The 13,252-nt window shown below is 43.6% G+C and carries 13 protein-coding genes and 1 riboswitch; of the genes, 9 read left to right on the top strand and 4 right to left on the bottom strand.

The features are described 5' to 3' along the window. The first annotated feature begins 1 nt into the window (after window position 1). Window positions 2–1,906, top strand: coding sequence for an asparagine synthase (glutamine-hydrolyzing) (gene asnB / locus QMA09_RS04445; RefSeq protein WP_290212166.1), 1,905 nt, complete (start codon window positions 2–4; stop codon window positions 1,904–1,906). 325 nt (window positions 1,907–2,231) lie between these two features. Here the strand turns inward: asnB and QMA09_RS04440 are convergent, their stop codons facing one another. The 3 genes from QMA09_RS04440 to QMA09_RS04430 form a co-directional block, all read right to left on the bottom strand. Next, entirely contained in the window at window positions 2,232–2,744 is a 513-nt protein-coding gene (locus QMA09_RS04440) for a GNAT family N-acetyltransferase (protein WP_290212165.1), read from the bottom strand. 668 nt (window positions 2,745–3,412) lie between these two features. Beyond that, window positions 3,413–4,108 (bottom strand): hypothetical protein, encoded by a 696-nt coding sequence (locus tag QMA09_RS04435; protein ID WP_290212164.1) that lies wholly within the window; start codon window positions 4,106–4,108, stop codon window positions 3,413–3,415. A gap of 17 nt (window positions 4,109–4,125) precedes the next feature. Continuing rightward, the gene (locus QMA09_RS04430) at window positions 4,126–5,565 is read right to left on the bottom strand and encodes an MATE family efflux transporter (protein ID WP_290212163.1); all 1,440 of its coding nucleotides are present in this window, start codon (window positions 5,563–5,565) and stop codon (window positions 4,126–4,128) included. A 398-nt stretch (window positions 5,566–5,963) separates the two neighbouring features. Here QMA09_RS04430 and QMA09_RS04425 point away from each other — a divergent pair, with 398 nt between their 5' ends. Further along, window positions 5,964–6,770 carry a hypothetical protein gene (locus tag QMA09_RS04425; protein ID WP_290212162.1) on the top strand — a complete coding sequence of 269 codons (807 nt, stop codon included), beginning with the start codon at window positions 5,964–5,966 and terminating at the stop codon, window positions 6,768–6,770. A gap of 120 nt (window positions 6,771–6,890) precedes the next feature. Here the strand turns inward: QMA09_RS04425 and QMA09_RS04420 are convergent, their stop codons facing one another. Further along, window positions 6,891–7,325, bottom strand: a complete 435-nt coding sequence (locus QMA09_RS04420; RefSeq protein ID WP_290212161.1) for a DUF4181 domain-containing protein — start codon at window positions 7,323–7,325, stop codon at window positions 6,891–6,893. A 137-nt stretch (window positions 7,326–7,462) separates the two neighbouring features. Between QMA09_RS04420 and QMA09_RS04415 the strand changes: the two genes are divergently transcribed. From QMA09_RS04415 to QMA09_RS04385, 7 genes are all read left to right on the top strand, one after another. Then, a complete protein-coding gene (locus QMA09_RS04415; RefSeq protein WP_290212160.1) occupies window positions 7,463–7,912 on the top strand; it encodes a hypothetical protein in 450 nt (149 codons plus the stop codon). Window positions 7,913–8,062: 150 nt separating this feature from the next. Then, window positions 8,063–8,171: riboswitch (SAM riboswitch) on the top strand. 71 nt (window positions 8,172–8,242) lie between these two features. Continuing rightward, window positions 8,243–9,256 carry a methionine ABC transporter ATP-binding protein gene (locus tag QMA09_RS04410; RefSeq protein WP_290212159.1) on the top strand — a complete coding sequence of 338 codons (1,014 nt, stop codon included), beginning with the start codon at window positions 8,243–8,245 and terminating at the stop codon, window positions 9,254–9,256. Then, the gene (locus QMA09_RS04405) at window positions 9,246–9,917 is read left to right on the top strand and encodes a methionine ABC transporter permease (protein WP_290212158.1); all 672 of its coding nucleotides are present in this window, start codon (window positions 9,246–9,248) and stop codon (window positions 9,915–9,917) included. Before QMA09_RS04410 ends, QMA09_RS04405 begins: the two co-directional genes overlap by 11 nt. A gap of 19 nt (window positions 9,918–9,936) precedes the next feature. After that, complete coding sequence (locus QMA09_RS04400; protein ID WP_290212157.1) at window positions 9,937–10,761, top strand: MetQ/NlpA family ABC transporter substrate-binding protein; 825 nt, start codon at window positions 9,937–9,939, stop codon at window positions 10,759–10,761. A 16-nt stretch (window positions 10,762–10,777) separates the two neighbouring features. Then, window positions 10,778–11,875 (top strand): iron-containing alcohol dehydrogenase family protein, encoded by a 1,098-nt coding sequence (locus QMA09_RS04395; protein ID WP_290212156.1) that lies wholly within the window; start codon window positions 10,778–10,780, stop codon window positions 11,873–11,875. A gap of 204 nt (window positions 11,876–12,079) precedes the next feature. Next, window positions 12,080–12,442 carry a PadR family transcriptional regulator gene (locus QMA09_RS04390; protein WP_290212155.1) on the top strand — a complete coding sequence of 121 codons (363 nt, stop codon included), beginning with the start codon at window positions 12,080–12,082 and terminating at the stop codon, window positions 12,440–12,442. Next, on the top strand, window positions 12,403–13,161 hold the full coding sequence (locus QMA09_RS04385; RefSeq protein WP_290212154.1) for a VanZ family protein: 759 nt from the start codon (window positions 12,403–12,405) through the stop codon (window positions 13,159–13,161). Before QMA09_RS04390 ends, QMA09_RS04385 begins: the two co-directional genes overlap by 40 nt. Window positions 13,162–13,252 lie beyond the last annotated feature (91 nt).

Below are 13,252 nucleotides of genomic sequence, written 5' to 3'. Positions count from 1 at the left end.
GATGTGTGGATTTATTGGTTGTATTCATGGTTCCCAAGAAATGAAAAATGAAAAGATACTGAAAGAAATGCTAGGTACCATTACTCACAGAGGACCGGACGATCAGTCCACTTACATCGATGATAAGGTATCCCTTGGGTTTTCAAGATTAAGCGTTTTGGATTTAAGAAGTGCAGCCAATCAACCTTTGGTGGATGAAGGGGTAATCCTTGTATTCAATGGAGAAATTTATAATTACCGTGATATCCGAGCGGAACTGATGGAATTGGGTTTTAAATTTTCTACGACTTCTGATACTGAGGTGCTGTTAAAAGGCTACTTGCATTTTGGTGAAAAAATTATTGAAAAGTTGCGAGGTATGTTTGCATTTCTTATATGGGACAAACCGAACGAAAAATTCATTGTAGCGAGGGATCCATTCGGCATTAAACCCCTCTATTACACGAAGTTACTCGATGAATCTTATCTTTTTGGCTCTGAAATCAAATCATTCCTGAAGCATCCTGGATTTGTAAAGGAATTGAATAAGCGAGCCTTAAAGCCTTATTTAACTTTCCAGTACTCTGTTTTGGACGAAACATTTTTCAAAGGTGTGTATCGTGTTCATCCTGGAACCTATATGGTAAGAGAAAAAGATGAAGACTTTCGGACTGTTCCGTATTTTTCCAGAGAGTTCAAAGAACAGAAAAAAAGCTATGCGGAATATATCAGGGATATCCAAGAAGCCGTTGCTGAATCTGTAGAAGTACATCGAGTCAGTGATGTTCCAGTGGGGTCATTTTTATCCGGGGGAATTGATTCCAGCTATATCACGTCTTTGCTTAAACCACAAAAGGCATTTACGATTGGGTTCAAAGAATATGAAGAGATGTTTGACGAGACTAAACTTGCTATAGATCTAGCAGGGCAGTTGGACGTTGAAATAAAGCAGCGGTATGTCAGTGCACAAGAGAGTTTTGATGTTTTCCCAGCGATTCAGTGGCATATGGATGAACCACATTCCGATCCTTCCATTATTCCTTTATACTTTTTAAATGAAATGGCAAGTAAGGAAGTCACCGTGATTCTTTCAGGAGAAGGGGCAGATGAGCTTTTCGGGGGCTATGAATGGTATCAGCCATCAAAAAAACTGAAGCAATACCGGAAGCTGCCAAAAGCCATCCAACATTCAGCAGCACAATTCTCTAACGTATTGCCACCGGCGAATCCATTCAGAAAATTCTTCCAGAAGGCGATTCAGCCTATTGAAGAACGCTTTATCGGCCATGCAATGGTTTGGAGCGAAAAAGATGCACTGGGCATTCTTAAAGAGGGATATCAAATTGGCCCTTCTGTTCAAGAGGTTGTAAATCCATATTATTTAAACATGGATTATCATTCCGAAACCGATAAAATGCAGACGCTGGACTTGGAGCTGTGGTTGCCTCGAGCTATTCTTCTTAAAGCGGATAAGATGAGCATGGCCCACTCGATTGAATTGCGGGTACCTTTCCTTGACAAGAAAGTTTTTGAAACCGCAAAACAGCTGCCTGAAAATATGAGAGTCGATTACGGGAAGTCCAAAGTCGCTTTGCGAGATGCTGCCATAAGAAATCTTCCGGAAGATTGGGCAAAACGAAAAAAACTGGGGTTTCCCGTTCCTATTCGCCATTGGATAAGAGAAGAAAAGTATTACAAAAAAATTCAATCAACATTTCAGCAAGGTTATGTAAAAGAGTTCTTTGATCAGCCTAAACTATTGGGCTATCTGGAGCAGCATTATCAGAATGAAGAAAACTATGCACGATATATATGGACAATTTATAGCTTTTGCGTTTGGTATGAGCAGTATTTCTTGAAAGATGAAAACGTTACTGAAGTTTTTGAGATTACAGCACAAGAGCGCGAGTATTTAATATCCCTATAATGGCATCAGGGTATATTTGCAATTCACATTATGGATGTGGAAAGTTCTTGATCTTCGAGTTTGCAGTACATCTTATTTTATAAAGACAGCAAAAGCACCGCCAATTAAAAGGCGGTGCTTTTGTTATTGCAGCATCTATTCCTAAGTTTGGAGGTTATTTTCAGCCAAATCGAAGTAAGTCTAATCATTATTTAAAATCGATATGCTCAATTCAAATATCTTTGCTGGTTATTCACTGATTTTTGATTCTCTCTTGTCAGAATAAGTGAAAGCAAAAAAGTGAATTATGCATTATGGAATTTTATGATTTTGTTTCATCAAATTTTTATCGGGTGGGGCAAAGGTGCTTTTGGGATGTAAATAACTGAATCGGGCCATGCCAATTATCTTTTTGGACTTCTAGGAAGTTGTTGTCGGTATACTCAGAAATAACTTTCCGCCAAAATCTTTGTGCGGGAAGATTAGTCTCAATTTCCGCGACTTCCCAAGCGCCAGGGAAGAAATCGAATAAATAAAATGCAGATTTTTTACCAATGCCCTCTTTCCGGTATTTTTTCATAATGAAAAACTCGCAAATTTTAAAATAGGATGAACTATGTGTGTCCGATGAAGCGATTTCTCTTACCAATGCAAATCCTGCCAGGTTCCCATCAACTTTAATCAGAAATGGAAAGTGGCCGGGAGTAGTCCAGTAATTGTTCAAATGCCTATATCCGTATACACCATCTTCATTTACATCTTCATTTTCAAATTCTGAAAAATCATATTGGTACAACTCCATCAAATTTCGAAGAATGTATTTTTGATCGACAGTAGGTTGTAAGATTTCCAGTTTCATCGTCCATCCTCCGTTCAAATTATATAATAATTTACTATAGCGTTAAGTTATGTAGAAAAAATGGAGAACCGTGTGATGGAACAACTATCATCCTTTGAGTAGTAAATCGGCAGGAGTCTATAACAGAACTAATACGCTAAAGAAATAATGATAAAAATAGATTCGAGTTTCGAAACCCTTCTAGAAAGAAGTTGTTAGCTTAGCCTAACTATAAAGCGCGAAAGTGAAATATAAGTGAAAATCACTGATTCAAATATTTATTTCAGGAAATAAAGAATTCACTATTTTAGGTTTTAAAAGAAAAAGGCAGCAGCGAATTTCGCTATCTGCCTCTTAGGTACTAATACATTTCAATTTGTCTCATCATGCCATTATCTCCATGCTCCAAATAAATTTGGACCTTCACGCTGTCCTCAACCCCTTGTTCGTTGGGTTAGAGAGATCCATGCCATCAGATGAAATATTCTTGAACTGGATGCCGTGAATATGAGAGAGGTGAATTATTCCAAACATGCCTTGATTCGCGCCTTTTTGCTGCTCATCTGCGCATTATTCATCGGCTAGTCCGGCTGTAATTGCAAACCGACTAAAGTAAAAGCGCCAATACGATTTTAGTGCCGACTGAAATAAGAGGCTTCTCTTTTTGTTCTTCATTCACTTTTCTAAAGTTAGCTTCTTTCAGCAACTTTTACGATAAATGGGAAATCAATAACGCCGGTATCGGCAAATTTAAATTCTACCCATAGTTTATAAAATCCAGGAGATGGAAACTGAGCTTCAAATACGGTTTGATCTTCAGAAACCGGGTGGACGTGGATGAATCGGGTTCCTTGCTCATCTACTACAACAACATGTCCTAACGCTCCTAAATATGGAAGAGGACGTTCTCCGTTTAAATCGAAAGTTAAAGTGGCCGGTTCCCCTACAACCAATTCGGGATGTTGAAACGTAACGGTTTTTCCTTTTGCCTCTTTTGTCGAGCTATCGCTTTCTTCTAGAATTCCCCAATCGATTGGCGGGAGGGCGGTTGCCTCACCAACGGTTATTGAAAGGGGTTCAATGACATAAGCCATATCAACAGGATTGATGTCTACAAAAGCCACATACTGCCCCGGAAGCAGCTCTAGTGCGGCTTCAAAATCTTCAGAGTGGTTTTCGATAGGGTGGGCATGTAGAAAGGTTTCCAAATCTGCTCTAATAATTACAAGGTGCATTTTTTTCCCATGGCTTTTTGCTAAGGGTACTGACTTGTTATTTTTATCTCGAACTTTAATGGTAACCTTTCCCGAAGTGTAGGCCGCGTTAACAACTACTTCAGATTTTTCCTCATTTTTTTGATGATGGTGAGAATGTTCGTGTTTCAAAAGAAACGCCTCCTTTTTTAATAGTTATTAGAATTTCTAGACAGATTTTCCTTGGTAGTTTGAGGGTCGCATAGTGATTCGGGATCAGGAGCTTTTTCAAGCGCCATCCATTTCCCTCGCTCGAATTGAATCACCAGCACTACTGCACGAAAAGCAATATCGATGCCAATAGCAATCCAGACGCCAGCCAGCCCCCAGCCAAGTTGTATTCCTAATAAGTAAACAAGCAACGTACGAATAGCCCACATGCCAAAAGCGGTCAAGTACATTGGGAATTTGGTATTGTTTGCGCCTTGGAAGGCCCCAGTCAAAACCATTAAAACAGCAAGAAAAGGTTGGAATATCCCTGATATTTTCAAAGCAACCCCAATGTCACTGATTACTTCAGGGTCTTCTGTAAAGAAGGAAGCGGCCCATTCTCCAAAGAAGAACAAAATCGCACCTAACAGCGTCATGCATACAACCGTGAATTGAGTAGAAAGCTTCGCATATTTTTTTGCTTCATCCAGGTTGCCGGCGCCGACTTGTTGACCCACGAGAATAGTTGCGGCTGTAGCAAAGCCATATCCGATCATGTAAGAAAACACTTCCACATTTCCGGCGATTTGGTGTGCTGCAAAAGCATTAGTTCCAAGGGCGACAACAAAACCAAAATAAACGATTTGGCCGGCTCTCATAACCAGCCGTTCCCCTGCAGCAGGGGCTCCTAGGGTGGAAAGTTCCAACAAATGGTCTTTAGCTAGATGCCAATAATCCCTTCTGAATGCAAGTGCTTTTTCTTTGTTGACATAATAAATGAGAGCTATACTTCCTATTAACCGGGAAATTACTGTCGCCATTGCGGCTCCGGCAATGCCCAGTTCAGGAATGAATAGGAAGCCGAATATTAATACATAATCGAGAATTGCATTCAAAACATTAATTACGATACTAATTTTCATGGGGGTTTTCGTGTCGCCAGCCCCCCGCAGAATGGCACTCATGACGAACATCAGCGACATGACTACGGAAGGAATTCCGACAATCCGAAAATACAACGCACCTAATTCAAGCACTTCTTCCTCAATACCCATGAGGCGAAGCAGCGGTTCAGCGAAAACCAAAGTCGCCAAGCCCGTAAGGAGACCAAAAAGAACAGCTAGAATAATGGATTGTTGTGAGATATGCCTTGCTTTTTCTGGCTGGTTGGCACCTAAAAAGTTAGCAATTCGGACATTGGCTGCAACACCGATCGCCATAAAAAGAGCAAAGTAAACGGCGAGAATTGCATTTGTAATGCCCACTGCTGAAACGGCCGCCAGACTGATTTGAGAAACAAAGTATGTATCCACAAAACCCAATAATGTCTGAAAAAAATTATCTATTACTGCGGGTATGGCTAACAGGATGATTACCAATAACCGGTCTCGATATGTCTTCGGTTGAAGTGGGGAATCTATCAGCGGTTGTTCTTTCATTGGATTTCTCCTTTCCAACGTTAAAATTTATGCTCTTCTGGAGGAAATTCCATCTTTTGCCTTAAGGCATAAGGGTGAAGCAAAATAAAGTTGTCCTGCCTTGATATTTGCAGTGAAATAGTTGAAAGGAATTTTAAGGGCTATACAAATTTCTACCCACCTTATTTCTTGTTAAACTCCATATAAAATGCACATCCAAAATCTGAATGATGAGGGTGTATTTTTGTGAGAACATACTTATCTGCTGCTGAAAAAAAAACTGATTGAAACTTTCTGAGTAAGGCTATCTTAATTGTAGTAGGATTGGTAATAACAAAAACATGAAAACCTCCACATTAAATCCGTCTAACGATAAAGAACAATTAGTTTAGCGGTTCTGGCAAAGGGAGGAAATTCGGATGCTGAAAATGAAACATAAAACCCTGCTGCTCGTTTCGGTGTTGATCGCGTTGATGGCTGGTATTTCCTCTTGGGGCGGGCTGTTCGTTGAAGGGCTTTACCGGGACAATGAGCTCGTTGTTGCTGCTTGGCAAGGCAACGATCTTGTGACTTTGTTTCTCATGGTGCCCATGCTGCTGGTTTCGCTGTTTTATTCGTTGCGTGCTTCTAAAAGAGGCCGGCTCTTCTGGATGGGATCGTTGTGGTATATGATCTACAACTACATGTTCTATCTTTTCGGCGCTGTCTTTAATGTGTTCTTTTTGCTCTACGCAGCGTTGTTCGTGTTTTCAATATACGCACTTGTTTTGGCGTTGCTCCAAACCGATGTGCAGGAATGGAGTCGAAGCTTCAGTGAAAAGCTCCCGTATAAAACCGTAAGCGTATTTATGTTGATGTTTGCGGCATTGCTCGGGGGCATGTGGATTGCATTGTCGCTCAGTTTTGTCTTTACCGGGCAGGTGCACGAAAGCATTTTGCAAACGGATCATCCAACGGCGGTGGTGTTTGCTGTCGATTTGACGCTGTTAACCCCTTCCATGATTGTTGGCGGTCTATTGTTATGGCGAAAAAACCGCTGGGGACCGGTAGTGGGTTCGGTGGTGCTCGTAAAAGCCACAGCTTATGGATTGGCGTTAATCATCATGACGGTGATCAGTTACCGGAATATAGGAGTGTTAGATCCGTTTATTCCGTTGTGGATCACATTGACGTTAGGCTGTTCCATTGCGTTGGTTTTCTTGCTGCGGAATATAGGGGATCAATAAATACACGCCTTTAGAAAAAGAGCAGCTAAAAAATCCATTCCCGAGGACAACTGGTCCAATGGAATGGATTTTTTAGGTGGAAGCGGAATTGCTGAAAATGGATGTGCTTGCAACGGAAAGTTAAAAGATACCGAAAAAATCAGTGGAAAATACGACAATCACAAGAAGCGTGGCGAAAACCATTTGTGAGACGGTATAAAGATAGGCATTCGGATTCTTCGCATATTTCCGCTCCATGACCGCCCGGATTGTTTCAGTGATGAAGACCAGTACAAACAATAGGAACCAGGTTTCCAAGAACAAATAAGTCTCTTCATCAAGCCTTGTTGCATTGATAAAACCGCCGATCAGCATCAGGAAAATGAACAAAATCCGGATGCTCCAGTCGATTTTCTTGTGTGTATCGTTCACATGGTTATGGGAGAACGCTTTTGGCCGCTCCACTTTCAAGAGTTTGCGCATGAGTGCATTGAATAGGAACATCGCTAAAGACATAACGGCAATTAAAAAGAACAGCTTTAACCAAAACGATGATTCAATTGCATACAGGATCATTCACCTCCGCTGTCATTACAGATTCTATAGCTTGACTTTAACATATAATTCCAAATAATGTGATTAAATTGGAGTGTTTAAAGCAGCCTGCAGTTAAGGGGAAATTGAATTTATGGGTATTATTGGTATGATTGAAGTTGAAAGAAATCAGAGCTCAGGAAGGTGATTGTATTTTTTATCCGTATAATTTATATACAGGGATAATTGCAGCGATCATGTATTGTTTTGTTTTTTGGAAGCTGAGCAATCTGGGGAGATACCGAATTCCTTTGTTCATTTATGCGGTGGTGATGCAATCGGCTTTTCTCATTTCATATGTTTGGTTTACACATTATTTTAGAACGGCTGAAAGTGTGGATCGGGATTACTTTGATGTGTTTGCAAATGGCATCTTCGTTTTTTATTTCTTGTTGATGATCCCGCTGGTGGCGGCGTTGTGCATTCATACTTATAAGGGGATTCAGAAACTAGCAATTGGAAAAGCGTCGAAAATAATCATGATGATTTTGTTTGTTTTTCTATGTTTAGTGATTTCAGTATTTGGTGTTTACGCGCACTTCTTTTTCTATTATGGATTTGCCCCTTAATGGTTTTGAATACCACCTAATATGAATAGTACCTCTCCTCGAAACAGCTCCAACAATTTCAAAAAATCAATTTCTTTGCCAAAAAAGGTTTGACAGCATTTGGAATGTCCTTTACTATTGAATCCAAGCCAACACACAACTTCATATGGAACATTATCAAGAGAGACCGAGGGACAGGCCCGATGACGTCCAGCAACCCCCAGCACGAGCTGGGAAGGTGCTAAATCCTGCAGAATGATTTCATTCTGAAAGATAAACCAATTCCATTTACGGTGCTTCTTTCTCTATGAAAGGGGCACTTTTTTATTGGCAGGAAAGAGGAGGGCCATCATGATCCGCATACAGAACTTATCAAAAGACTACAAAACAAAAAATGGCCTGGTGACCGGCGTCGACAACGTCACGCTGGCCATCAACGAAGGCGAAATTTTCGGCATCGTCGGCTACTCGGGAGCAGGGAAAAGCTCGCTGCTGCGCTGCATGAATTTATTGGAACAGCCGACAAGCGGCGATATTGAAGTTGACGGCTTGAACCTGACCCATCTTCGCGGCGAAAAGCTGCGCCAGGCGCGGCTGAAAATCGGCATGATCTTCCAGCATTTCTATTTGATCAGCCAAAAGACGGTCGGCGAAAACGTCGCATTTGCGCTGAAAGCGGCGAAGCGGCCAAAAGAAGAGTCGGCGAAACGGGTTGACGAACTGCTGGACATGGTCGGGCTGGCGGATAAGAAAGACGTTTATCCGGCACAGCTGAGCGGCGGGCAAAAGCAGCGCGTCGGCATTGCACGGGCGCTGGCGAACAACCCGTCGGTCCTGCTTTGCGACGAAGCGACATCCGCGCTGGACCCGAACACGACGCTGTCGATCCTGCGGCTGTTGAAAAAGATCAACCGGGAACTGAATATCACGATTGTCCTCATCACCCACGAAATGAACGTCGTCAAAGAAATCTGCGACCGCATGGCGGTCATGCAGGACGGCAAGGTCATCGAGGAAGGGGAAGTCTACGACATCTTCTCAGATCCCAAAACCGATTTGACGAAAGAGTTCATTTCTTCGGTCGTGTCGTTTGATGTGCCGCAGCCGATTCTCGATGCGTGTACAGGCAGCATCATCAAAGTGCAGTTCAAGGGAGCGGTGGCCGGAGAAGGCGTCATCACCGATACCGTCCAGCATTTTGACGTCAAAGGGAATTTTCTCCACGGCACGATTGAATATATACAGGAAAAGCCGCTCGGTTTGTTCTTGATGGAGATTGAAGGGCATCCCGACAACATCCGGAGGGCCATTACGTATATGGAAGGCCGTGGCGCAAAAGTGGAGGTGATTCAAAATGGGCTTTGATTTTCAGCATATGATCGAATTATGGCCGGATATTTCCAAAGCGTTCGGCGAAACCTTATACATGATCGGCGTGTCGCTCGCGATTGCCATTGTCGTCGGCTTGCCGCTCGGCATCGTGCTGTTCGTCACCGACAAAGGCTTGTTTCTGGAAAACCGGGCAATCAAGTCGATTCTCGGCTTTATCGTCAACATGGTGCGGTCGATTCCGTTCATCATCCTGCTCGTCGCATTGATTCCATTGACGAAGCTATTGGTGGACTCGACAATCGGACCAGCGGCAGCAAGCGTATCGCTATCGGTCGCTGCCATCCCGTTTTTTGCCCGCATCGTTGAAACCTCGCTGCGGGAAATCGACAAAGGCGTCATTGAAGCGGCAGTTGCGGTCGGCGCCACGCCGTGGATGATCATCAAAGATGTGTTGTTGCCGGAAGCGAAGCCGGGCATCATCCAAGGCGTCACGATCACCATCATCTCGTTGGTCGCCTATTCCGCGATGGCGGGAGTCGTCGGCGGGGGCGGCATCGGCGATTTGGCGATCCGCTTCGGTTATTACCGCTACGACAATACCATCATGATCGTCACCGTCGTCATCTTGATCGTTCTCGTCCAAATTCTTCAGCAACTTGGAGACTGGACGTCCAAAGCAATAGATAAACGATAATAAAAGGAGAGAAACCCACATGAAAAAAATCATCTTACCAGCTATCCTGCTCGTCCTGCTTGCCTTGCTTACCGCTTGCGGCGGTGGTGAAGAATCGAACACCGACGACAGCAAATCCATCAAACTCGGCGGAACGGCCGGCCCTTATAGCGACATGCTGAACGAAGCATTCAAACCAGCTCTTGAAGAAAAAGGCTACGAAGTGGAAATCGTGGAATTCAGCGATTACATTCAGCCGAATAACGCCTTGGACAACGGCGACCTCGATGCCAACTTGTTCCAGCACTCGATTTACCTGGAAAACTTCTCGAAAGAAAACGGCATGGACCTGACAGGTTTAATCACTGTGCCAACAGCACCAATGGGCATTTATTCCAACGAATTTACATCAATCGAAGAAATCAAAGACGGCGCAACGATCGCCATCCCGAACGACCCGGTCAACGCGGCACGGACGTTCCTGGTGTTGCAGGACCACGGCTTGATCACGTTGGATCCGGCAGCGGAAGAATTGACGGTTTCTGAAAAAGACATCGCTGAAAACACGAAAAACCTCGTGTTCCAGCCAATCGAAGCAGGCGGCTTGCCGCGTGCCGTTGAAAGCTCGGACTTGGCAGCTGTTCCAGGAAACTTTGCACTGGCAGCCGAAATGGATCTGCTGGATGCGTTGGTGCTAGAGGACATGCCGGACCAATACCGCAATTTGGTTGCGGTCAAGACAGAAAACAAAGACACGCAATTAGCGAAAGACTTGGTGGAAATCGTGGAGTCCCCGGAATTTGAAGCGTTGATCGATTCCGATTTCGAAGGCTTCGGCAAACCGGAATGGATGGAATCCCGCTAATCAAGGAGGGGACAGCATGGAAGAAATCATCGTAAAAGGCGCACCGGCTGAATATAGCTGCAATGCTGGTGTGCTCGACTGGCTCGAAGATAAATTGATAAAGAGGAAGATCAAGAAAGTGCTGATCCTGACCGGTACGAAATCGTGGCAAGCGCTGCGCCCCTTTTTTCCAGACCTGGATGGAGTCGAAGCTGCATTTGAACTGTACCGGGGCGAAAGTTCGCTCGCGGAAATCGACCGAGTTGCTGAAATCGCTCAGTCATTAGGAGCCGATGCAATCATTGGAGCTGGCGGCGGGAAAGTCCTGGATATCGCGAAAGGCGTCGCTCACGAAACTGGCATCCAGTCGGTGCTGATTCCGACGCTGGCATCGAATTGCGCACCGTGGACCCCGCTCAGCGTCATCTACACAGAAGAAGGGACGATGACCCATTACACGGTCTTCCCCGGAAGCGTCGACTTGCTTTTGGTCGAACCCCGGGTCTTGATTGATGCACCGGTTGCGATGCTCGTCGCCGGAATTGGCGACACCATCGCGAAATGGTTCGAGGCGGACGTCCAGATCAGCCGCTTCGAAGACCCGCCGATCGCCTTGAAGATCGCCCATCACACTGCGAAACTCTGTGCGGATGAAATGTTTGAACATGCGGAAGCCGCCATTGCCGATGCCAAGCAGCGAAAGCTGTCCAATGCATTCATTAAAGTGGCCGAAACGATCATCATGCTTGGCGGCATGGTCGGCGGATTCGGCGATAAATACGGCCGCGTTGCAGGTGCGCATGCCATCCACAACGCCATGACCATCGCACCCGAATCGCACAAGGCGCTGCACGGCGACAAAGTGGCATACGGCGTGCTCGTGCAATTGCTGCTGGAAGGCAAAGCGGCAGAAGCGGAGGAGTTGAAAGGCTTCTATCAAAAAATCGGGTTGCCGGCGTCACTCAAGGATCTGGGCATACCAAGCCGCTGGATCGATGACATTGCCGTCCAGTCGGTTCGGGAAGGCGAAACGATTCATGTGTTGAAAGAGGAGCCGATTCGGGCGGATGAAGTGGCAGCGGTGATGAGAGAGCTTGAGGAGCAAGCGGTTTTAAAGAAAATAAGATCCTTTTAAAAACAGTTTCTTAACTTCGCTTTTATAGTTGAAACACTCTTAATGGAGTCCGTGGAAGTATAAGTAAAAAGAAGAACGTTCGTAAAGTGCGCTTGCACTTTTGCGAACGTTTTTTCATTTAAAGTGAATTTAATCCATAGGGCGTTGTAAAACGATGTACATTGTTATACGATGTAATAAAGAAGTGAACGAAAGGGTGAGTTGATGGATAAGGAAATTATGAAAGGGAGCATTGATATTTTGCTTCTTTCGTTAATGAACAAACGGGATATGTATGGCTATGAAATGGTCAAGGAATTAAAAGAAAGCAGCGAAGAACTTTACAGTATGAGCGAGGGCACGTTATACCCTGCTTTAAAAAGATTGGAAACAAAGAATTTTCTCGAATCGTATTGGGAAGAATCAGTTACAGGGACAAGGCGGAAATATTATCGAATTACAAAAGGCGGAACAAAAGAGCTTGATCGAAAACTGAAAGAATGGAAAAAAGTCAGCGAGCTGATCAATAGGTCTACGGAGGGGAAACTATGGGACAAGACATCAACGCCTATCTTGAACGAATCGTAAAGGGATTAAATTGCAGTGATAAAGAAAAACAAGATATAACGGAAGAATTGGCTGGTCATTTATCCATGTTGGTTCTTGAGTATGAAGAAAAAGGTTTTACTCAAGAGCAAGCAGTTAAACGGGCTTTACGAGAATTCGGTGAGGTCGAAACGATCAGCTCAGGCCTGCAAGATTCCATAGTGCCCCAGAAGAATTTTCTTCATAAGGCAGGATGGGTATTTTTTGGATTATATTCCGCCGTTGTTCTATGGCAGTTGCTTATAGTTAGGCTGCTGGATCGCTTGATAAATCAAGATCCATACAACCGTTATTTTTTTATATACCATTCAGACGATTTCTTCAGTGCAAAAACATGGAGTTTAAACTCCAATATCATTCCGTTCAAAAATACATATCATTATATAATAGAGTCACAACATTTCAATTTGGATATTGTTCTTCAGAATACATTAGGAAATATAGCCATTTTTATTCCATTAGGAATTTTCCTGGCCCTGTTGTTTAAACGCTTTCAAAGCGCCGCTAAAGTCGCCATGCTTGGCTTCACTATAACGGCCGTGGTTGAACTTTCGCAGTTCTTTCTGCAAGTCGGCCAGTTTGATGTGGATGATATTCTTTTAAATACGATGGGTGCTATCGTAGGCTATTATGCGTTCAAAGGCTATATTAAAATATCGAAACTTATGCATTCTTCAAAATCCGAAAAAAGCACCACATAAAGAAAGTGGAGTTGGATTAAAATCTAAACTATATAAAATACCGCTTCAGGGAATCAACGTTCCTTGGAGCGGTATTCTGCTTTTCTTTAGT

The sequence above is a fragment of the Planococcus sp. APC 3906 genome, from assembly GCF_030407685.1.
GTDB lineage: Bacteria > Bacillota > Bacilli > Bacillales_A > Planococcaceae > Planococcus > Planococcus koreensis.
The sequence above is the reverse complement of the archived record's forward strand: the minus strand, read 5'-3'. Positions and strand labels throughout refer to the sequence as shown.

Excerpts from the sequence above, each read along its gene's own strand:
- asnB (WP_290212166.1), top strand. The coding sequence starts at position 2 with ATGTGTGGATTTATTGGTTGTATTCATGGTTCCCAAGAAATGAAAAAT.
- QMA09_RS04440 (WP_290212165.1), bottom strand. The coding sequence starts at position 2,744 with ATGAAACTGGAAATCTTACAACCTACTGTCGATCAAAAATACATTCTT.
- QMA09_RS04430 (WP_290212163.1), bottom strand. The coding sequence starts at position 5,565 with ATGAAAGAACAACCGCTGATAGATTCCCCACTTCAACCGAAGACATAT.
- QMA09_RS04425 (WP_290212162.1), top strand. The coding sequence starts at position 5,964 with ATGCTGAAAATGAAACATAAAACCCTGCTGCTCGTTTCGGTGTTGATC.
- QMA09_RS04420 (WP_290212161.1), bottom strand. The coding sequence starts at position 7,325 with ATGATCCTGTATGCAATTGAATCATCGTTTTGGTTAAAGCTGTTCTTT.
- QMA09_RS04410 (WP_290212159.1), top strand. The coding sequence starts at position 8,243 with ATGATCCGCATACAGAACTTATCAAAAGACTACAAAACAAAAAATGGC.
- QMA09_RS04405 (WP_290212158.1), top strand. The coding sequence starts at position 9,246 with ATGGGCTTTGATTTTCAGCATATGATCGAATTATGGCCGGATATTTCC.
- QMA09_RS04400 (WP_290212157.1), top strand. The coding sequence starts at position 9,937 with ATGAAAAAAATCATCTTACCAGCTATCCTGCTCGTCCTGCTTGCCTTG.
- QMA09_RS04395 (WP_290212156.1), top strand. The coding sequence starts at position 10,778 with ATGGAAGAAATCATCGTAAAAGGCGCACCGGCTGAATATAGCTGCAAT.
- QMA09_RS04390 (WP_290212155.1), top strand. The coding sequence starts at position 12,080 with ATGGATAAGGAAATTATGAAAGGGAGCATTGATATTTTGCTTCTTTCG.
- QMA09_RS04385 (WP_290212154.1), top strand. The coding sequence starts at position 12,403 with ATGGGACAAGACATCAACGCCTATCTTGAACGAATCGTAAAGGGATTA.